Source organism: Leisingera sp. F5 (assembly GCF_001593695.1).
Window position 1 is genome coordinate 25,753 of sequence record NZ_LUKH01000026.1, and the last position, 20,616, is coordinate 46,368.

General features: G+C 61.2%; 20 protein-coding genes and 1 pseudogene. 13 read left to right on the forward strand and 8 right to left on the reverse strand.

Annotation, left to right across the window (positions count from 1 at the left end; genetic code table 11):
- Positions 1-257: 257 nt before the first annotated feature.
- Both A2I95_RS17250 and A2I95_RS17255 read right to left on the reverse strand, forming a co-directional pair.
- Positions 258-1,394, reverse strand: a complete 1,137-nt coding sequence (locus A2I95_RS17250; protein WP_291731440.1) for an acyl-CoA dehydrogenase family protein — start codon at positions 1,392-1,394, stop codon at positions 258-260.
- Positions 1,391-2,566 (reverse strand): CoA transferase, encoded by a 1,176-nt coding sequence (locus A2I95_RS17255; RefSeq protein ID WP_291731442.1) that lies wholly within the window; start codon positions 2,564-2,566, stop codon positions 1,391-1,393. Before A2I95_RS17255 ends, A2I95_RS17250 begins: the two co-directional genes overlap by 4 nt.
- A gap of 85 nt (positions 2,567-2,651) precedes the next feature.
- On the opposite strand from A2I95_RS17255, the gene A2I95_RS17260 reads away from it, so the two are divergent.
- The 3 genes from A2I95_RS17260 to A2I95_RS17270 all read left to right on the forward strand — a co-directional run bounded on the left by A2I95_RS17260 (position 2,652) and on the right by A2I95_RS17270 (position 5,399).
- Entirely contained in the window at positions 2,652-3,548 is an 897-nt protein-coding gene (locus A2I95_RS17260; protein WP_291731444.1) for a LysR family transcriptional regulator, read from the forward strand.
- 133 nt (positions 3,549-3,681) lie between these two features.
- A complete protein-coding gene (locus tag A2I95_RS17265; RefSeq protein WP_291731446.1) occupies positions 3,682-4,698 on the forward strand; it encodes a nitronate monooxygenase in 1,017 nt (338 codons plus the stop codon).
- A 65-nt stretch (positions 4,699-4,763) separates the two neighbouring features.
- The gene (locus A2I95_RS17270; protein WP_291731448.1) at positions 4,764-5,399 is read left to right on the forward strand and encodes a 5-formyltetrahydrofolate cyclo-ligase; all 636 of its coding nucleotides are present in this window, start codon (positions 4,764-4,766) and stop codon (positions 5,397-5,399) included.
- Between the two features lie 106 nt (positions 5,400-5,505).
- Here the strand turns inward: A2I95_RS17270 and A2I95_RS17275 are convergent, their stop codons facing one another.
- From A2I95_RS17275 to A2I95_RS17290, 4 genes are all read right to left on the reverse strand, one after another.
- Positions 5,506-6,810, reverse strand: coding sequence for an MFS transporter (locus A2I95_RS17275; protein WP_367151839.1), 1,305 nt, complete (start codon positions 6,808-6,810; stop codon positions 5,506-5,508).
- A gap of 137 nt (positions 6,811-6,947) precedes the next feature.
- Positions 6,948-7,430, reverse strand: a complete 483-nt coding sequence (locus tag A2I95_RS17280) for a DNA starvation/stationary phase protection protein (RefSeq protein WP_291731450.1) — start codon at positions 7,428-7,430, stop codon at positions 6,948-6,950.
- Between the two features lie 34 nt (positions 7,431-7,464).
- Positions 7,465-8,400 (reverse strand): universal stress protein, encoded by a 936-nt coding sequence (locus A2I95_RS17285; RefSeq protein WP_291731452.1) that lies wholly within the window; start codon positions 8,398-8,400, stop codon positions 7,465-7,467.
- 461 nt (positions 8,401-8,861) lie between these two features.
- Positions 8,862-9,179: a DUF1127 domain-containing protein gene (locus tag A2I95_RS17290; protein WP_291731454.1), complete on the reverse strand. Its 318-nt coding sequence runs from the start codon at positions 9,177-9,179 to the stop codon at positions 8,862-8,864.
- A gap of 228 nt (positions 9,180-9,407) precedes the next feature.
- Between A2I95_RS17290 and A2I95_RS17295 the strand changes: the two genes are divergently transcribed.
- The 7 genes from A2I95_RS17295 to A2I95_RS17325 all read left to right on the forward strand — a co-directional run bounded on the left by A2I95_RS17295 (position 9,408) and on the right by A2I95_RS17325 (position 15,162).
- Positions 9,408-9,617, forward strand: a complete 210-nt coding sequence (locus tag A2I95_RS17295) for a hypothetical protein (protein ID WP_291731456.1) — start codon at positions 9,408-9,410, stop codon at positions 9,615-9,617.
- 296 nt (positions 9,618-9,913) lie between these two features.
- Entirely contained in the window at positions 9,914-10,354 is a 441-nt protein-coding gene (gene rnk / locus A2I95_RS17300) for a nucleoside diphosphate kinase regulator (RefSeq protein WP_291731458.1), read from the forward strand.
- Positions 10,355-10,794: 440 nt separating this feature from the next.
- On the forward strand, positions 10,795-11,643 hold the full coding sequence (locus tag A2I95_RS17305; protein ID WP_291731461.1) for a mechanosensitive ion channel domain-containing protein: 849 nt from the start codon (positions 10,795-10,797) through the stop codon (positions 11,641-11,643).
- A 335-nt stretch (positions 11,644-11,978) separates the two neighbouring features.
- Positions 11,979-12,473, forward strand: coding sequence for a hypothetical protein (locus tag A2I95_RS17310; RefSeq protein ID WP_291731463.1), 495 nt, complete (start codon positions 11,979-11,981; stop codon positions 12,471-12,473).
- A gap of 572 nt (positions 12,474-13,045) precedes the next feature.
- Entirely contained in the window at positions 13,046-13,447 is a 402-nt protein-coding gene (locus tag A2I95_RS17315) for a hypothetical protein (protein ID WP_291731465.1), read from the forward strand.
- A gap of 114 nt (positions 13,448-13,561) precedes the next feature.
- Complete coding sequence (gene rnk / locus A2I95_RS17320; RefSeq protein ID WP_291731467.1) at positions 13,562-13,981, forward strand: nucleoside diphosphate kinase regulator; 420 nt, start codon at positions 13,562-13,564, stop codon at positions 13,979-13,981.
- Between the two features lie 740 nt (positions 13,982-14,721).
- Positions 14,722-15,162 carry an HIT family protein gene (locus tag A2I95_RS17325; protein ID WP_291731469.1) on the forward strand — a complete coding sequence of 147 codons (441 nt, stop codon included), beginning with the start codon at positions 14,722-14,724 and terminating at the stop codon, positions 15,160-15,162.
- A 552-nt stretch (positions 15,163-15,714) separates the two neighbouring features.
- Here the strand turns inward: A2I95_RS17325 and A2I95_RS17330 are convergent.
- The gene (locus A2I95_RS17330) at positions 15,715-16,131 is read right to left on the reverse strand and encodes an Rrf2 family transcriptional regulator (protein WP_291731471.1); all 417 of its coding nucleotides are present in this window, start codon (positions 16,129-16,131) and stop codon (positions 15,715-15,717) included.
- Between the two features lie 231 nt (positions 16,132-16,362).
- Here A2I95_RS17330 and A2I95_RS17335 point away from each other — a divergent pair, with 231 nt between their 5' ends.
- From A2I95_RS17335 to A2I95_RS17345, 3 genes are all read left to right on the forward strand, one after another.
- A complete protein-coding gene (locus A2I95_RS17335) occupies positions 16,363-17,403 on the forward strand; it encodes a nitronate monooxygenase (protein WP_291731473.1) in 1,041 nt (346 codons plus the stop codon).
- On the forward strand, positions 17,400-18,101 hold the full coding sequence (locus A2I95_RS17340) for a 5-formyltetrahydrofolate cyclo-ligase (protein ID WP_291731476.1): 702 nt from the start codon (positions 17,400-17,402) through the stop codon (positions 18,099-18,101). Before A2I95_RS17335 ends, A2I95_RS17340 begins: the two co-directional genes overlap by 4 nt.
- A 191-nt stretch (positions 18,102-18,292) precedes the next feature.
- Positions 18,293-18,706 (forward strand): hypothetical protein, encoded by a 414-nt coding sequence (locus A2I95_RS17345; RefSeq protein WP_291731479.1) that lies wholly within the window; start codon positions 18,293-18,295, stop codon positions 18,704-18,706.
- A 295-nt stretch (positions 18,707-19,001) separates the two neighbouring features.
- Here A2I95_RS17345 and A2I95_RS17350 read toward each other — a convergent pair.
- Positions 19,002-19,892, reverse strand: a pseudogene (locus tag A2I95_RS17350) (IS3 family transposase); the annotation flags it as partial.
- Positions 19,893-20,616 lie beyond the last annotated feature (724 nt).

Below are 20,616 nucleotides of genomic sequence, written 5' to 3' on the forward strand. Positions count from 1 at the left end.
CGCACTTGTTTTCATTCAGTACCGACCATCTGAATGCATAGCTCTTAATTCTGCACCAGGCGCTGGGGGTCGGTACAAGAGTGTGTCTCGCCAGTGAACCACCGGCACCGCTCAGAGATGCGGACCATCGAAGGCCGGAGCGGGGCTTGATCAACGCCGGCGCGTCCCAGGCAGCCTTCTCGACAAATCCTCAATTCCACAGCGTTGAGGCCACTCTAAGAAGGGTGACACAGCAAATCCAAGCCAAACTTGAAACGCTACTTCAGCATGTCCCGGGCGATGATGGTACGCTGGATTTCCGAGGAGCCCTCGTAGATCCGGAAGATCCGCAAATCCCGCAGGTAGCGTTCCAGCGGGAAATCGCGGGTGTAGCCATAGCCGCCGTGGATCTGCAGCGCCCGGTCGGCAATGCGCCAGGCCGCTTCGCTGGCATAAAGCTTGGCGAAGGCCGAGTCCGAAGAATACCGCTCCCCGGTGCCCCGCTTGCGGGCGGCCTGCAGCCCCAACGCCCGCGCTGCCGCCAGCTCGGTGGCGCTGTCGGCCAGCATCCATTGCAGCCCTTGGAAATTGCCGATCGGCTGGCCGCCGACCTCGCGCTCCCTGGCATAGGAGACCGCGGCATCCAGCGCGGCCCTGGCGATGCCGGTCGCCTGCGCCGCCACTTCGATACGGCCATTGTCCAGCACCTTCATGGCGGTGCGAAATCCCGTGCCCTCGTCGCCCAGCCGGTTTTCTGCGGGCACATGGCAGTCAAAGGAGACCGGGAACACATGGCCGCCGCGCAGGCCCATGGTCTCTTCGTGCCGGCCGATCTCCACGCCATCGGTCTTGCCCGGCTCAACGACAAAGGCGCTGACCCCGCGGGCGCCCGCCGCGTTGTCGGTCTTGGCATAGACCACGATGAAATCCGCCCCGCCCGCGTTCGAGATGAAGCACTTGGAGCCTTTCAGCCGATAGCCGTCCCCCTCGCGGACCGCGGTGCTGCGCATGTCGGCCGGGTTGGAGCCTGCTTGCGGCTCGGTCAGGGCAAAAGCTCCCAGCGCCGCGCCCGCCGCCGCTGCCGGCAGCAGCCGCTGCTTCAGCGCCTCATCCGCGCCCAGCAGCAGCGAATCCGTCGCCAGGAAATGCGCCGTCAGCATCGACGCGGTTGAGCCGCAGGCCCCGGCGATGGCCTCCACCGCGCAATAAAGCGCAGGCCCGGACAGGCCGGTGCCGCCATAGGCTTCGGGCAGGTTCATGCCCATGATGCCCATCTCCGCCAGCGCCGGGCGGTGCAGGATGGCAAACTGCCCCTCTGCATCGATCGCGGCAGCGGCAGGCGCCAGCACCTCGCTAGAAAACCGCTTGATCTGGCCGATGACGGCCTGCTCTTCACTGTTCAGATCACCGGTCATTTGGTCTCTCCTTCCTGCAGCCGCTGCAGAATTTCATCTGTATGCGCCCCCAGTCCCGGGGCGGCCTGCCGTCCGCCGCGCGGCGCGCCGCTGAAATGCACCGGCTGTTCCGGCACGCTGAGCGCGCCGAGCGCGGGATGGGTGACCGGCGTTGCCAGTTCCCGCGCCTGCGCCTGCGGCGACGCCCAGGCCTCAGGCACCGAACTCAGCGCCGCTGCCGGGATACCCTCCTCAGCCAGCAGCGCGGCGACGCTCTGCACGTCCCGGACAACAGCCCAGCTTTCGATATGCTGCGCCAGCGCCGGTTCATTCTGCCGCCGCAAGCTGTCGCTGGCGAAACGCGGATCATCCGCCAGTTCCGGCGCGCCGATGGCTGCTGCGAACTTGGCAAACAGCCGGTCGTTCAGCACTGCGACGGTGAAACTGCCGTCCCTGGCCGGATAAGTGCCAAACGGCGCCGACAGTGCGTGCTTGCTGCCCGTCCGCTTCGGCGTCTCCCCGGCCATCAGCGCCCGGCAGGCCAGCACCGGCATCATCGACACCAGCGAGTCGTAAAGCGCCAGGTCGACATGCCGCCCCCTGCCGCTGCGGGCGCGGTCGAACAGCGCCACCATCGCACCAAAGGCCGCGAACATGCCGCCTGCCACATCGGCAAAGGCATCCCCGGCCATCATCGGCGGGCCGTCCTCGGCGCCGGTCACGTCCATCAGCCCGCTCATCGCCTGGATGATGACGTCATAGGCCGGCAGCATCCGGTTCGGGCCGGTCTGGCCGAACCCGGACACCGAGACATAGACCAGTTCCGGACAGGCCGCGCACAGATCCTCCGCGCCCAGCCCGAACCGCTCCATCACGCCGGGACGGAAATTCTCGATCAATACATCGCTGCGGGCTGCCAGCGCCCGGGCCGCCGCTGCGCCTTCCGCGGATTTCAGGTCCAGAACGATGGATTTCTTGCCGCGGTTCACCGACTGGAACAGCAGGCTTTCGCCGTCCCTGAACGGGCCGATATGGCGGTAGTCATCGCCCGCGGGCGGCTCCACCTTGATCACTTCGGCGCCCAGGTCGGCCATCAGCGCGGTGCAGTAGGGACCGGCCAGAACGCGGGAAAAATCCAGCACCCGGATTCCCTCCAGCGGCCTGCGGCCTGCGGTCTTGTCATTGTCGGACATGCATCCCCCATCAATTGCTTGCTGCAGGATAGCGTCCGCTGGGCTATATCAGGAAATACGGGATTCATATAAAGGGTATTCCAATTTGAATATACCATTGACCTTCCGCCAGGTCGAAATCCTGCTGGCGGTGGCCGACACCGGCAGCACCGCCGCGGCAAGCCGCGTGCTGAACACGTCGCAGCCCTCGGTGTCGCACGCCATCGCCCGCTGCGAGGAAGTGTTCGGCCAGAAACTGTTTGTCCGCATCCCCGGCCGCGGGATGGAGCTGACACCGTTTGGCCAGCACAAGGCTGCCCAGCTGCGCGAACTGGAAAAACAGGCCCGCTGGGTGCTAAGCGGCGGCGAAGGCACGCCCGAGTTCCTGAACCTCGGAGTGTTTTCCACCCTTGGTCCCCGATATGCGCCGCAGCTGGTGCGCCGCTTCACGGAGATCCGCCCAGACGCCGAAGTCCGCATCCGCGAAGGCGACCTGCAAACGCTGTTCGACTGGCTCAGCGAAGGCCGGATAGATCTTGCGCTAATCTATGATTTCGGGATTCCCTCAGATTTCGCGATCACACCGTTGGCGCCCGCCGAACCCTATGCCCTGCTTCCGCACGGCCACCGGTTGGCCCGGCAGTCCGGCGTCAGCGCCGAAGACCTAGCGCAGGAGCCAATCATCCTGATGAACCTGCCTCACAGCCGCGGCTATTTCCTGTTGCTGCTGCAGAACGCCCGGTTTCCGGTGCGGGTGGCGCATGAGACCGGCTCGATCGAAATGCTGCGGTCGATGGTGGCCAACGGGTTCGGCGCCGGTCTGCTGGCCACCGACCTGCCGGACGGGATCTGCTATGACGGCAATCCGATCGTCCGCGTGCCGCTTACCGGCCATCCGCCGCTGCATCAGATCGCCCTTGCACACCGCGGCGCCGCGCTGAAACGGCCTGTCATCCAGGCGTTCACCGCCTTTGCCAAGTCCTTCTTCGCCCCGCCGGACTAAGCATCTGGCGTCGCGGCGCCAGACCAGCGGCACTGGGAACCGGCCCTGCGCTTGACGCGCGGCGCGGCGCGGCCCACCCTGACGCGCAGATTGCAGGCGGCGCGGCTGCTTGCACGGCACAGGCGATCCGCTGATGACGACTTCCGCCGGCGCAAACCCCCTCTGCGGCCTGCTGGGCTGCGATTACCCCATTCTCTTGGCAGGCATGGGCGGCGTGTCCCGCTGGGAACTGGCCGCAGCCGTGGCCAATGCCGGCGGCTTCGGCATGCTGGGCATGGTGCGCGAAAGCCCGGCGGTGATCACCGAGGAGGTCACCCGGCTCAGGGCCGCCACCGACCGCCCCTTTGCGGTCAATGTCATCCCCGCGGCAACCGAACCCGCCCTGCTCGACGCGCAGATCGGCTGCTGCCTCGATCTCGGCGTTCCCGCCTTCACCTTCTTCTGGGATGTCATGCCCGAAGCCGTGGCCCGGGTGAAAGCGGCAGGCCGCCTGGTTCTGCACCAGGTCGGCACGGCCGAAGCCGCCCGCGCCGCAGAGGCGGCCGGCGCCGACGTGATCATCGCCCAGGGCATCGAGGCCGGCGGCCATGTCCACGGCCGCCATCCGCTCCGCAGCCTGACAGAAGAAATCCTGAAAGCGGTGTCTGTCCCGGTCGTCGCTTCGGGCGGCCTGTCCACCGGCGCGGATCTGGCCGGTTTCCTGGCCATGGGGGCCGCCGGGATCCAGTGCGGCACCGCCTTTCTTGCAACCGACGAATCCTTTGCCCACCGCTATCACAAGGACCGCGTTGCCGCCGCCACCGGCGCCGACACCGTGCTGACCGATGTCTTTGTGCTGAACTGGCCCGCGGGCGCGGCGGTGCGGGTGCTGGAGAACAGTGTCACCAAGGCGCTCCGCGGCGCCTATATAGGCCACGACCCCGGCACCCTCCCGCGCGAGGAAATCGCTTGGGACGGCAGCCAGCCGCGGCTGCGGTACAGCACCGATTCCCCGCTGCGCACCACCACCGGCGACCTCGAGGCGATGGCCCTGTTTGCGGGCCAGGGCGCGGGCGCCATCCGCCGGATCATGCCGGCAGCCGACCGTATCGCGGACATGGTCAGCGGCGCAGAGCGCATCCTTGGACGGCCCCTCTCGCCCCGCAGCTGAGCAGCCGGATAAGCAAGAAACCCAGCACCCCGCCTGCCGCCAAGGGCTACGCGTCCTCGCCCTGTATGGCAGAGGAAACCGGCCTTTACGACCCTCAAGCCGCGACCTACCGGCACGCCGCGGACGTTGCCCGCTGGCGCAAGGCCGAACGGAGCCGGCTGCGGGCGGAACGGCTCGCCCTGACGGTTGCCGAACGCCAGGCGGCGGGGGACGCGCTGTCCGGCCATCTGCGGCAGCTGCTCCGGTTCCGGTTCGGCGGTGCGGACGGGCACCTCATCTCCTTCTACTGGCCGATCAAGGGCGAACCCGACCTGCGCCCGCTGATGGCGGAGCTGCACGCCGAGGGCGCCACAATTACCCTGCCCATTGCCGAGACCAAGGCCGCGCCGCTAGTGTTCCGGCTGTGGACGCCGGAAACCCGGCTGGTGCGCGGCGACTGGAACATCCCGGTTCCGCCGCCCGAAGCGCCGGCGCTGCCCCCCGCCACCGTCCTCGCGCCGCTGGTAGGCTGGGCCCCGGGCGGCTACCGGCTGGGCTATGGCGGCGGCTATTTCGACCGCACCCTGGCGGCCCTGACGCCGCGCCCCTTTGCCATCGGCATAGGGCTGGACAGCGCGCAGCTTCAAACAATCCATCCGCAACCGCACGACATTCCACTGGCTGTCGTTTTGACTGAATCCGGCCAGCGGCTGAGGTGCTGAGATGCCTTTTCTTTGCCACAGCGGTTCTAAACCCCGGTTCGCGTTTTCCCGCCATCTTCGCGGCGGGATAGGTTGGAGCAGGCTTAGCAATCACTGGGGGACGGTATTAGCCAACTGTATCATTTGCCTGACTGTTCGGCGTCGATAGCTCCGGTTCGGTGCGCGGATCCAGCCCCATGGCAACTGGCGAGATATCAGGAAGCGGCACAAACTTCTCTCGTCCATCGGCTGGCAATTCGGGGCCCGCCCTGACGCTGAAGAGGACAAAAATCGCATACGCTATCGCGACCGCGGATTCGAACAGGAAGAACGAAGAGGGGCCGTAAACCGCTATGAGCGCCGATGCGAGCAGCGGGCCGATTGTCGCTCCGATGGAATAAACCATCAACAGACGCCCTGATGCCGCGACGTAATACTTCCGGTCCAGCCGATCGAAGGTTTGCGCGACACATAGCGGATAGACGCTGCTGATTGCGCCGCCGAAGGCCAGTGCCATGACCAGCAAGCCGGCTAATGGCACCCCATTCGCAATCGAACCCGACAGTAGCCCCCATGACGCTCCAACAGCGATCAGCAAGCAGGACATGACAATACGGCGATCAAACTTGTCGGCGAGAATACCGACGGGCATCTGAGAGCCAAGGCCCCCGAGCACAACGACGCTCATGAACAGGGCAGCTTCCGTCACGCTCAATCCGATTTGACGCGCAAAAACGACACCCATTGCGTAGAATGAGCCAACAAGCATGCCGGCGACACCTGCGCCAACAACGCCAACCCGTGACGCCTCAAATAGTTTTTTCACGCCCAGGACGCGCAGCTCGCCAAGATTTGGTTCGCCAAGACCTGTGAGGGCAATGGGCATAAGCGACAGACCGATCAGCACCGAAGCGATCATAAGATGGTCGCCGCCGCTCACAGGGGCGACGTTTATCAAAGTCTGGCCCAATGCAATCGCAAGGTAGAAAGTCAGCATGTAAAATCCAAGGACACGCCCGCGGGTTTCGTTGCTGCTGCGATCATTGAGCCAACTCTCAATCAAGGTTGTCATCCCGGCGATACAGAATCCATTGACGACCCGCAAAATCATCCATGCTAACGGGGTAAAGAAGAATGCATAGGCAAGGCACGTTGCAGCGGTCAGCGCAGCAAAGGCCGAGAAAGCGCGGATATGTCCGATCCGAAGGATGACGTGTTTGGCTTTGAACCCGCCAAGGGCCAATCCAAAGTAATATGCCGCCATGATCATACCGGTTAATGCCACCGGATAGTCTGCCGCTTCCATGTGAAGCGGCAGCAGAACGCCAAGCAGGCTGTTCCCGGCCATAAAAGCGACCGTGCCGCCAAGGAGGGATTTTACAGGGGCCAGCAGCTTGCCAAGCTTAGGGGCAGTATCGATTTCCGGGATCAGTTTTCTCCAATTGGCGGTTCAGGCTGATCTTAGGAGTCTGAATATCTGAGATCAGCGCTTACAGGACTACAGTAATGCAACAAGCCCCGGCCAGGGCCGGGGCTGATCTGCTGCTATTCCGCTGCAACCGGCTGCGCCTACGCAGCCGTGGAGCGTAACATCCAGGCGGCTTTCTCGTGAAACGCCGCGCGTTCGGTTGCGAGGTCTGCAGTCACCGGATCCTTTGCGGCTTTTGCGGTCTCGACAAGTGCACGCAGTCGCAGAGCCAGCCTTTCATGGTCAGACAGAAGTTCCCTGACCATCTCATTCGCTGACAGTTCTGCATCCGGATCCTGTCCGTCCGGGCTTGCCGCCAGACCCGCCGGATCCACCGAAGCGGGCTTACCCAGTGCCCTTATCCGTTCGGCCAGCACATCCGCCGCGGCGAACATGTCGGTGTATTGCGCCTCTGTCATCTCGTGGATTGAGTAAAACAGCGGACCGGTTACGTTCCAATGGCAGATGTGGGACTTCAGAACCAGCCGGTAAGTCACCGATAGGACCTCGGACAGCGCCTCCGTTACGGACTCGGTGTTCGGGATATCGGCCTTGGCAAGTTTGGCTGACGGATTTTGTTCCAAAGTGGTGGTTATAGGTGCCTCCTGTATAGAGTGGTTAGGATTGTTGGCCGTGGGCTGGCCGGCTTGCCGATGCTGTTGTCAACGCGCGTGGCACGCCAGCCTCTGCTGGGCGGCAGATCAAAACGTCGCAGGCGGCTTCGCGTAGCAATCGCTGCGTGACACTGCCAACAAACGCACGCCGGATCAGACTGGACCGGCTGGGCCCCAGCGTGATCAAGTTCGTATCGGGGCACTGCGTCGCGCGAATGAGTTCTTCCGCTGGTTCGCCGCGCAGCACCTGCCATTCTACGCGGTGCCTTAGCCCGGCCGCGAGCGAGCCCAGGCGTTTCTCGGCCTCGTCGGCCAGAGCGTCGCGGTGGGCGGTTAATTCTGTCTGAGCCAACCCGACGCGCAGTATCGCCGCTTCAAGCTGCGGCGGAATCTTGACTGCCTGAACCAGTTCCAGCGCGGCGTCCGGCAACAGGCTTGTCACGACAGCCAAGACCTCTGGCACATAGTCAGGGCCGTCAACCGCCAGAATAACACGGCCGTATGGTTTACTGGATGCCTGTTTCACAATCAGAACCGGAACGGTGCCTGCGGCGACTACTGCCTGTGTCGTCGAACCAAGCAGCTTTTCGAGGATCCAGGGTTTTTGGTTTGCCCGCATCACGACAAGTTCTGGTGCGAACTCATCGCAGATCTCGACAAGCCGCTGGGCGGGCGATCCGGCTTCGATGCGTATCTCAGTGCCGGTTGGGCCGATGCCGTTCCGGCGCAATGCCACTTCGATCCGGTCGCGGGCTGCAAAATCCGACTGGCTACGGAAAGTATCAGCCAGCGCCCGGGCCGCTGCATGGTCGGGCAGTTCCACCACATGAACGATGGTCAGCACTGCTCCAAGCCGGTTTGCTATTTCGAAACCGCGCTCCAACACTGCGTCGTCTTGCGGAAACCGCTCCACTGCCGCGAGGATTCGTGTAACCTTCATGATCCCAACTCCTGATTATAGTTGGCGTGCCGATCAGCCATTCCAGGTGTGGCATGCCGTTGTTTCACATCTACCCTTAAGCAGTAATCACGCTTCAGGCGGCCGCATGGGCCATGATGGCCACGCGTCGTGGCGGCAGTGACGCCGATCCTGTCAATTCTCGTCAGATCGAATCGGGTTTGCGGGCCGTTGCCGTATGCAGCTTCGCTCCGCAGAGAGAAACCGCCTGCCGTCCGCCGTCATCGTTCCACCGGGCGATACACTCGGAACTTGGCCCCTGTGCCTTTGGGCATGGAGCGAGTACGGGCTCGGGTTGAAACAGCGCAGGAAACAACTCTTCGAAATCGGCCTTGCAGATCATCATCGGTGTAACCCTCTCGTGGACAATGTTGGACACTTGTGATTGCGCGAGCCTACGCGCCACCGGCGCCGGTGGCGGGCAGGCTCGCATAGGCTGGCGGTTACGCCGCCTGCAGATACTTGGTTTGAGCGTCCTTCGACCGGTCGTTGCCCGGCGCTACTGGGTTCAGACCCAATTCACGGTCGTCAAATTCTGCGACCAGGCTCTGGATATCGCTGCGATAAACACCAATATCGCGCAGAAGCCGGTCGTCCATAGATTGCAGCGCCGCAATCATCCTGCGGCGCTTCCACTGCCGGACCGCGGCGCGCAGCATTCGCCGAAGGCCACTGCCGCCAGCTGCCGCCCGCTTTTGATGCGCACGTGCATACGGCAAGGACGGTGAAAGGTAGTTTCGATGTGAAAAATAAGGATGCATGTCGTTCTCCCGCTCGGAGGTGTTGAGATCGCAACATTGGCCTCTGCATGGCCAGACCCGTCCGCGAACACGCCGCTGACGATAGATCCGGCGACACAAAGGCAGGTGCCGCTACGTTTTGTCATGAGGGACAGATATGAACCCCGAGGCGTGGATAGGCGCGAAGAGCCATCCCGCCCGGGGCTACCGGCGGTTCAGTAGATTTCCTGCGAAGCGCAGAAACCTCGTATGAAGGCTGAACAACAACATGGCTTAGATGTTGCCACGATGCGGGATTTTTTCAAGCCCATGGCAGCGGGTGCGACCTTTTGGCCTGAAACAGCGCAGTCCAGCCCGATCCCGGCGGAAAGCAGCCGCGCGAGATTGACTAACATGCATGCCGAACCTAACTCACCGGCATGTTGGTTCATCAAGATCATACGCGGTTTGTGCTTTTGAACCGCCTGTTTCCCCGGGAGGTCTAGGCGCGTCTGCGCCGTTCTTTTCCCCCGGGGCTCCTCAAATTTCTGAATTGGAAACTGACGCATCGCCGTCGGAGGAGAGGCCATGACCAACTTTCATAGTCCCCGAAGCATCGCCGCCGCCCGCAGGCCCAACTCACCGCAGCATTTGTGACGCCCGCCGCCTTGTCCGGTGCTGACAGGCATCGGCCGGAATGCCCTAGCAGGTACGTCATCCAGCCACACAGCGCAGCACGAAATCCTTCTTTCCAGCCATCAAAAAGGATCAGACCCATGTCTACTGCTATGACCACGGCCCCCAGCAAGCGCCATGCGCACCAGCCAAATATCATGATAAACGCCGATGATCTCGCCCATATCGAGGCGCTTGCCGAAGGCGCATTCAGCCGCAATCCGGCGCTTGCTGATCGTCTGCTGGAGGAGCTGGGCCGTGCCCGGGTCGTTCCATCGGACCAGATGCCCCAGAACGTGATCGGGATCGGCAGCCACGTCACCTTCAGAGATGAAGCGACCGGGCAGGAAAGAGCTGTCACATTGGTCTATCCGGAGAATGCCGATATCGCGCGTCAGCGGGTTTCAGTGATGGCGCCGATCGGTGTTGCACTGCTGGGACTGGCTGAGGGCGCAGCCTTTCACTGGGACACACGCAGTCATCAACGCCGGATGCTGACGGTGATCCGGGTGGAGGGCCCGTCCGGCCCCGTTATTGAGTAACACGATAGTGCTTTCAGAAGAATGGCGGGGCGTTACGCCGGGCCGCCGCCCTCCCTGGGGACCGCGCCGACTTGATATGTTCAGCGAGCCGCCACCCGGAAGACGTGCAATCAGCAGGCGTCAACGCCACCCACCAACTGTTCCCTCGGAGTCCGCGAAATGACCTGCATCGGCAATCATCCAATTTGCTTGAACTGCAACGAAATCCTGCCACGTTTCGCCGCCGGGCAGTGCCCGCTCTGCCGGGCACCCATCGCCTCGGCGAAGGCGCCCCGGGCCGTTACCTGGCGCCGCGGCAATGCGGCGCTTTCCCCGTCGGGTGCGAAGAACCGCCCGTCCTGCCAGACCCGGAGTTTGCGCGGCCCGCAGCCCGGCCAAAGGGTAGAAGCCCTGTCATGAGCGCAAAGCAGCATATCCGCCGGCTTCTCTGGCCATCCCTGATGACACTGATCAGCCTCGGGCTGATCCTGTCTCCGCCGCGGCTGGCCGGGGCCATTGGCGATGCCGGGAACCTTTTGCCCGCCATCACCGCACTGGCTTATTTTGCAGCGGCCTGGCTCATCAGCCGGATCACTGCACTGGCGCTCGACCAGGCGGCGGCGCGCCGCCGGCCCTACCCGCGCCTTCTCAAGGATATGGTAGCCGCACTGCTGTTCCTGATCGCCTTTGGCGCAACGGTATCTCTGTATATGGGTCAAGGTGCGTTCGGAGCGCTTGCAGGGTCCGGCCTGGTACTGGCACTGCTTGGGTTCGCTATCCGCAACGTCGTCGCCGACACGCTGTCGGGAATTGCCCTCGGTGTCGAAGGGCCGTTCCGTATCGGCGACTGGATCGATATCGACGGGCTGGCGCGCGGCAAGGTGATCGAGATCGGCTGGCGCACCACACGCCTTTTGACCCGTGACCGCACCTACATGATCCTGCCCAACAGCCAGATCGCACGGCAGCGCATTACCAACTACTCTGCGCCTAAGCCGGAATACCGCGCGCAGGTCAGCATCGTGCTTGATCATGGCATGCCGATCGGGCGTGCGCGCGAGGTGATGCTGAAGGCCCTGAGGGATGCGGAACTTATCCAGCAGGATTCTGCGCCGGACGTGCGTGTTCTGGCCTACGAGGAAGGTGGTATTACCTACGCGCTACGCTATTGGCTGTCACGGTTCGACCGCGACATCGACTGCCGCGACGAGGTTTTCACTCTTGTGGACGAGGCGCTGCGCAATGCAGGAACCATCGCCCCCTATCGCCGGATAGAGGTGATCCCGGCCGCGTCTTCCGGCGGCACGTAGCGCCCTTCATCCTTCACTGGCCGCGATTGGTCCGCCGTCAGGAGGACGCATTCAGGGCCGACCTGCCAAAACCGCTGCAGCTGGCACGCGACAATTTAGTGAACCCTTCTGCAGAAAGGACCGCCGGGGCATACCGGCAAGCGATAAGCGCATATCGTAGCGGCAGGACCGTTGACAGATCAGAGGGTATGTCTGATTCTTCTCCTATGGTCCTACATGAGAATCATTTTCGATTTCTTTTACTGAACCGCCCGGATCCCCGGGTGGTTTGCGCGTAGGCATAAATCCAACCACCCGGGGCTGCTCAATTCCTTGAGACAAGCAAAGGAGCTTTTTTGCTCCGGGAGGAAGATCATGTTCAGGCCTTGGCCTCAAAACCTCACTCACAGAAGTGCTATTCGATCATTGGCAGAGGGCTCGCCGTTGGCTCTCGCTTCGCCCTGACCGTTGCCGACCGTGCTGGCATCGAGCGCCTTCTGCGTCAGGGTGGCCTGAAAAGTTCCGCGAATCCTGAACTTCTGGCCGGATTTCTGCGGCACAAACTCCGCATTTCACGCGGGGCGCCGGAACCTGCGCCGGAGGATCTTGTTACTGCAGGGTGCGAGGTCGTTTACATGACAAATGACGGGGTCATCCGGTCAGGTTTGCTTACCTTTGATCTCAACCCAAAATCGGAACACGTGCCCGTCGAAACACTTCTCGGCGCAACGTTGATTGGTATGCAAATGCTTCAGAAAGCGCCGCTGCTGCGGGATAGCGGAGATATCGATGCTGTCGTCGTCATCGATGTCAAACCGGCGCCTGGCAGGGCAAATGCACCACACCAGTAGCAGCGGTTTCCACGTGAGATCTAAACTCTTGGAGAGCCGCCTGGTTGCCGATTGTTTCGGGCCCTATTTGCAGCTCGATTTTTGCCTAAACGCTTCAAGAATGCGTTTGGCCCTCGTCGAGCCGAGCGCAGGGAAGTGCGGCGCTATGCCAAAAATCTTTGTACTGTCCATTTGGGCGTGCGGATCCTTGGGCAATTCACCAGGCTGCTGAGTTCCGGTTCTCCACTCCGCGGATTCGGATCAAGTGTCATCCAAGTAATTCCGGGCCGCTCACACAGTTCACCCCCTTCAGCATCGCCAGGGAACTTGACCGCATGTGACCATGGCCGCTCCGCAGCACGGCTTATTCATAAGCAGACCTGGGGGAGGCTTGACTTCCAAATGGCAGGTGGCCATCTTTGCCGCATGATTATTCGCGAGTCATATGCACGGTTTCTTCTTCTGAACCGCCCGTTTCCTCGGGCGGCCTGAAACTCGCGTTGTCGCGGCCTCCCGAGGTTTCTTCACCCTAAAACCTGGATAGCGGGCATTCCCCGCTTGCGACGGGCATCGCCCGTTTGTGGAGAGCGATCATGCTTACTTGTGAAAAAACCGGCAGCTTGGCCGGACCGCGGGTATTCTTCCCGAATACTGAACCTCATGACTATGCGCTGACCGACAGCGATGCCGACAGGCTGGAGCAGGTATTGGCCTCGGACGCCTTGTCCTTGGAGGCGGCAGCAATTCTGCATGGCAAATACGACGGCGCAAGACGCATATCCGGACCAGTCCCCGATGACCTCGTAGTGCCCGGCCGCCGAATTGAATTTATGATCAGCGGGGGCGGCGCCCAGCGGGGCACCCTTGCGATTGGGGCCGTGCCAGCGCAGCGGCCGATCTTGGTTTCTTCGGCCCTGGGCGCGACGCTTTTGGGGATGCGGATCCTGCAAAAGGCGCCTTTTTGCCTTGCGACGACGGCAACACTGCCACGCTAGTTGTGCTGAAGGTCTTCAGCGCGACCTGACCGATACCCGCTTCTGCGGGTCAGCCACGGTGCAAACCAAGGAAGCGAACCACCGGTTTCCCGGTGCTCAAAAGAGGAAAAACACATGATTTCGCCTAACACCGCCTCCCGCCCATCGCGGCGCCAACCCAAAGTCGTGCTTGCCCGCGAGACGTTGGACAAGCTTGAAGCACTGGCTGAGGGGGCCCTGAACCGCACACCTGAATTGGCTGACCGGCTGCTGGAAGAAATCGAGCGCGCCAAAGTCGTTTCCATCAGCAAACTGCGCGGTGATGTCGTGGCGATAGGCCGCTCAGTCACCTATCGCGACGAATCTACCGGCCAGTCCAAAACGGTGACACTGACGTTCCCGGAGGAAGCCGATATTTCCGAAGGACGCATTTCACTGATGACGCCGGTTGGCGTGGCGCTAATCGGCCTGTCCGAAGGTTCGTCTTTCCGCTGGAACCCACGCGATGGAGAGGAGCGCTCTTTGACGGTGCTAAATGTCGGCCCGGAAGCATAGCTTGGCAACAACCGGCAGAAGGGCAGAGTCCCATACATCGTAATGGGAGAATCCTGAGGTCCGCGGCGCTGTGCAGATGCTCTTATTCCGCCCTTTCCCCGGGGAGCCGCGCACTCTGTGCGAACCCGGGGAAAGTTGTCTCCTGAACTCTGATTTTCGCAATAATGGGGTATCGATATGTCTCAAGTCAGGCTCCCGGAAACCTGCCCAAGATGCGGTGCAACTGTGCCGCGCGCCGCTGCGGGGCGCTGCCCCCATTGCCTAACCCGCTTTCGGGATCGAGCCGCATAATCCTGAAACATGGTTTCGCCCTGTGATACCGATCAGGATTGAATGCGAGATTTTGGTACATTTCCGGCCCAACCGGGAGTGTGTCAATGTCAGCGAACCGGCGCAGCGATGAGCAGGGTGCCTAGGCGCTGAGGCAGGCGGAAGCGGGGACGGAGGCCGCGGCACACCTGCTGTTCGTGAAAGGCGCAGCAGACAACGGCTCCCCAGCCTAAACGACATGCTAACCAGGGAAGGCCATAGAGATGCTGCGATAGCGAAACATCTGGGCCTTCATTCCGAAAGCTGCCGTCCCGCAAGCCGTCGCGACCCGCCCTATGATGAGGGCGCACGACAGAAATTGGGCATGCGGCAATGCGTCCGCCAGCCTCAGGCCTTCACAACATTGTCTTGCAGCGGGAGCCCGCCGCTGTAGCGTGACTTTGGCCTGACGCTGGTAAATGGGGGATTATATGGACGACAAGTGTATTTTTTGCCGAATTGCCGATGCCAAGCTGCCTGCCCACAAGCTTATCGAGGACGATCTCGTTCTTGCGTTTCTGGATCTCCACCCGATCCGCGAAGGTCACGCGCTGATCATCCCCAAGCAGCACTACCCTTGGTTTGAAGACCTGCCGGACCTTACCGCAGCGCGGATGATGGCCGTTGGGCAGCAGCTGGCACGCGCGATGAAGCGCGAATGGGGCGTAGAGCGGGTTTCGTTTTTCTACACCGGCATCCACGTGCCACACACCCATGCCCATGTTGTGCCGATGTCTCACCGCCATGATGTCACCTCGGCGCGGTATCTCGAAGACGGCTTCGAGGAATTTTCGCTGCCCCCTAGCCCCGGCGGTGCGGCGCTCACCCATACGGCCGGCCGTATCCGCGCCCGGCTGGCAGAGGCTTGCTGAATGGCAAACTCCGACCGAAAATTGGCGGCAGGCGGTTATCATAACCGTGGCCGGCGTGAACCAGCCCTTTCGCAACTTTATGCCAGGCGCGGCGCCCGCTCCGCTGCAGACGCGAAAATCCGAAGCCGCCTTACCGCCAAGGAAAAGATCAGGGGGCTTAAAAAAGGCCGCCCGGTTCGGGAGGAAACGGGCGGCAAGAACAGGAAGGTCAACGGGGATTTGACTATTAACAAGTATGTTCGCGCTTTTCGGGAACAAGGCGGGAGAGTTAGGGGTGCCCTCGGTTGGCGAATATCCGCCAATAGCGAGCTCTGATTTTCGTATTGAGGCCGCTAGAAGGGGCAGTCGTTTACTGACCTTGTAAAAGCGAACTTGCGGGCACTTGTGGCGGGCGCCCGCAAGAATCGTCACCTATATGAGATAGGAGAAAGGAGTGTCCGCAGTCGTCTCCGCAGCCACAGCCAGCGTAAAGACATTGTGTTCCTGATGCATATCCGGGAACAGTTTCGTCTGGCGGCACGAGGCGAGAACGTGGTTCTCCGCCATGCACCTTCATGCGGCGGTTCGAGCCGGCAAGGCGATATCCGCAAGTGTCGTCTGGTTCAGATCTTCCAGGAACGCCGTCTCGGCTTGACGCAACCGGGCTTTTAGACGGCAGCAACCATTAATCGTGCAATCGCCTCCGCCGTCGCTAAAGCATTCGACCAGCGCCTGCCCCTGCTCGAGCAACGCAACAATTTCACCAAGTCGGATGCTTTCCGCAGGCATGCACAAGAAGGCGCCGCCACCGGTCCCGCGCCGGGTTTCAACAATTCCGGCGCGTGCCAGCCGCTGCATGATCTTCGTCAGATGATTTCGGGAAAGGCCGAACTCCTCAGCCAGTTCGGCAGTCGAAAACCCTTGCCCTGGCTGGCTTGCCATCCGCATCAGCATTCTAAGGCCGTAGTCTGTGAAAGATGTAAGGCGCATGCGGGTCCCCTTCGGAATGAATAAGTATTTACTGTACCAATTAAGGTGCGTACGCTCAATGAGAGAAGCAGGCCAGCCAAGCCTATGCCGCCACATCATTCGCACGTGATGTGTGCTCACAGGGCGAAGGCCTTGCCGGAGCAACTTGCAGCGCAGACTGCTGCGAAGGATCAACAGGGCAGTGGAACTGCTTACTTTGGGCGCCATTTCCACCAAAAGGAGCATAGTTGAATGAGCAGCCAAAAAGGTGACAATCTGCTGCACACCCCGCTTTGCGCGTTGCTGGGATGCGATTACCCGATCCTCTTGGCTGGCATGGGCGGATTATCCCGCTGGGAACTGGCCGCCGCCGTCTCCCAAGCCGGCGGCTTTGGCATGCTTGGAATGGTGCGCGAAAGCCCGGACCTGATCACCGAAGAAGTCACAAAACTCAGGGCCGCAACTAACCGCCCCTTTGCGGTGAATGTCATCCCTGCAGCCACAGAGCCTGGACTGCTTGATGCCCAGATCAGCTGCTGCCTGGAGCTCGGGGTTCCAGCCTTCACCTTCTTTTGGGATGTCGTGCCCGATGCCGTTGTCCGGGTGAAGGCGGCAGGCTGCCTCGTCTTGCACCAGGTCGGAACGGTTGAGGCTGCCCGCGCGGCGGAAGCGGCTGGCGCGGATGTGATCATCGCGCAAGGGATCGAAGCAGGCGGCCATGTTCACGGCCGCTGCTCGGTCGGCGGGCTTACTAAGGCAATCCTGGAAACCGTGTCCGTATCTGCGGTTGCCTCAGGAGGCCTTTCCTCAGGCGAAGACCTGGCCCGATTTCTATTGATGGGCGCCTCCGGCATACAATGCGGGACCGCCTTCCTTGCCACAGATGAATCCTTTGCTCACCTCTACCACAAGGAACGCGTCGCAGCCTCCACCGGCGGCGATACAGTCCTGACCGATATCTTCGTCTTGAATTGGCCAATGGGAGCGGCGGTGCGTGTGCTGGAGAACAGCGTGACCAAAGCACTCAGCGGCACCTACCTGGGTCACGACCCGGATGCCATGCCGCGCGAGGCGATCGCCTGGGACGGATCCCAGCCGCGCCTGCGGTTCAGCACGGTTTCCCCCCTGCGGACAACAACCGGAGACCTTGAGGCAATGGCGCTGTTTGCAGGCCAAGGCGCGGGGGCCATCAGCCGGATTGTACCGGCGTCGCTCCGTATAGCGGACATTGTCAACGAAGCCGAGAGGATCCTCGAATACTCCCTTTCGCACCGCAGCGGAGCAGGACTATGAGCGGGAATTCTGATGGCCCGCTCGATCAGAAAAGATACGCCTCCTCACCCTGCATGGCTGCGGAGGTCGGACATTACCACCCGCAGGCGGTTTCTCCGCAGCAGACTGCTGACGTTGCCCGCTGGCGCAAGGCCGAACGGCACCGGTTGCGGGCAGAACGCTTGGCATTGCCGGTTGCGGCTCGCCAGTCCGCTGGAGAAGCGCTGGCCGGACATCTGCGCGAACTGATCCGGAACCGGTTCTCCGGTGCAAGCGGGCGAGTTATCTCCTTCTACTGGCCGATCAAGGGCGAACCCGATCTGCGACCCCTGATGGCAGAGCTGCACGCAGAGGGCGCCGCCATTGCCCTGCCAATAGTCGAGACCAAGGCTGCGCCGCTGGTTTTCCGGCTGTGGACACCAGAGACGCAGCTGGTGCGCGGCGACTGGAACATTCCGGTTCCGTCGTCTGAGTCACCCGAGCTCATTCCCGGAATCATCCTTGCGCCGCTGGTGGGCTGGACTTCTGGAGGTTTCCGGCTGGGTTATGGCGGGGGATATTTTGACCGGACGCTCGCGGCAATGTCTCCGCGCCCCTATTCCATTGGCATTGGCTTGGAAAGCGCACAGCTTCCTACAATCTCCCCGCAACCGCACGACATTCCTTTGGATGCTGTCCTGACTGAAGCAGGCGAAAGGTACGCAAGAGAAGGTGCGTAGAGAACTACAGCACGTTGATTGGCGCAAGTCGGCTGGCTGAATCCCTGGAACCGGCATATCGCCGGGGCAGACAGATTGATCTCGTTCGAAGCGCACTCAAAATGGGCGGGCTGGCTTCTTTGCTAGTGTTATGAGCGACCTGCCGCCATCTGAGGCTTGACTAAAGTTCATCTCACTAATAGGTATTATGAATGCCTATTAAGGGAATGGCGATTTCAGCTTTGGCCAAAGCAGTCCGTTATGGACATGGCCGCAGTGGTGCAGTTGCCCTGCTTCCCTTCAACGATCCAATGGAGAGCTTGATGTTTCGCACTGTTTTTTTCGTCGCATGTCTCATTTCACCTGCAGCAGTATCTGCTGCCTCGTCTTGCGATAAGGTCAGGGAACTGGCCGATACCGTGATGTTCACTCGGCAATACATGCCAGTCGAATTGCAGAGCCAGATGATCGCCGTTGGAAACCCGGAACGCGTGCGTATCGCTCAGAAGCTAATCCAAGAGGCATACAGCTGGCCGAAAGTGCCTTCCACTCAATGGAACGCTGCAGCCGACCAATTCGCAGAGCTTGCTTTAATCGAATGCGAAAGGGCAGGTCGCACTCACTGAAGGGTAGCGTCAGGTTTCTGTTTAGGCCGAGCGGTCTCGGTCTGCCTTGAAACAGCATCCGGAATGACGGGCCGTATTTCAGCACAAGATCGCCAGGTCTGCCGGGGTAGTCTTCACCCCGGCCAAAAGCGGCTTCGCACGGTTCCCACCCATTCATGTCTCGAGCGTTATCCGGCGGTTACTGGACCTATGCCATTTCGGCGAACGCAGGTGTGGGACGCTGTCCGTCGTCAGAGTTTCTGGAACCAAGAGCGGCGTAAACTAAGTGAGTGTATTGCTCATCTGTTTGGTTTGATTATGCTGCGCGTTGTCTGTGATGCAAGGGTCGCGCTTCGAACGTCTTCTGTTTGATCTTTTCTCGTTGTTCCAGAATGGCTTGGTCACGCCCGAAGTAGACGTCTGCGGGTGTGACGTTGTTTAGGCTCTCGTGGTAGCGCTGGTGATTGTAGTGGTCGACGAAGGCTTCGATCTGGGCTTCGAGATCGCCCGGCAGGAAGTAATTTTCCAGCAGGATCCGATTTTTCAGGGTTTGGTGCCATCGTTCAATCTTGCCCTGCGTTTGCGGATGATATGGCGCACCGCGACTGTGTTTCATGCCTTTGTCCTGCAACCATTCAGCCAAATCGCCCGAGACATAGCTGAACCCATTATCGCTCAGCAGGCGTGGTTTGTGGACGACATGGACCTGATCACAGCCGGATGCTTGCAACGCCAGATCCAGAGTATCCGTCACATCTTCCGCCCGCATGTTGGTGCAAAGCTTCCACGAGATGAGGTAGCGGCTGTAATCGTCCAGAACCGTACTGAGATAGAACCAGCCCCAGCCCAGAACCTTGATGTAGGTGAAGTCTGTCTGCCAAAGCTGGTTGATTGCTGTCGTCTTGTGCTGGAACTCATCGGCTGCCTTCAGAACGATAAAGGCCGGGCTGGTGATCAGGTCATGGGCTTTGAGGGTGCGATACACCGTAGATTCCGATACAAAATAGCGTTCTTGATCGGTGAACGTCACGGCCAGTTCGCGTGGCGACAGCTCCGTTTCCTTCAGCGCGAGGTCGACAACCTTGCGCTTCACTTCGATGGGAACACGGTTCCAAACGTGATTGGGCTTGGGAGATTTATCCTGCAAACCAACCTCACCACGTTGCAGATATCGGTCATACCACCGGTAGAATGTGGTGCGAGGAATAGGGGCTCTGCGTGGCCGGTGTCGGCCTGAAGCGGTATTCGTTTCGCGGTTTTCGAGGTCGGGTGTGTGCTGTTGGCCGAGGTGATTTTGCCTCGGTTGACAGAGAGTTTTCCCATGACCAATCAGCACCCTGCACCGGCGACACCCCTCCGCGCGCGCATGATCGCGGATATCTCGGCGCGCAATTTGGGTCCAGCGTCGCAGACCAGCCACCTGCGGGCCTGCAAGCGTTTTTGCAGCTTGGCTGGAGCGTTCACCCGACACGGCAAAGCCGGACAATGTGAAGGATTTCCAGCAGTATCTGATCGAGACCGGGACCGGCATCTGCACCCGCAACTCGACCATGACCGGGGTGAAGATTCTGTTACTGGTCACCCTGCGGCGGCATGATCTGGCAGCCGAGGTTTTTTGCCTGAAGGAACCGGTGAAGGTGCCGCTTGCGCTGAGCCGCAATGAGGTCAAACGCGTTCTGGCCATGGCGCCCGGCCTGCACCCTTGCACGCCACCTCGCTCACGGTTGCTAGCGGATCCAGCATTTCCGCAACCGGACGGCCCTTCACTTCCTCCGGCCAAGTTCGCTTGACTGGAGGCATCCGGGATCTCACAGGGGAAGACCCCGGACGTTCACTTATGCCGGTCTATGTCTCAACAGGCATGGTCGCCGGACTGGGTTCAGCCGAAGCAACTTTCCGGTCCGGTAGACCGCTCCGCAGGTGCCATTTCG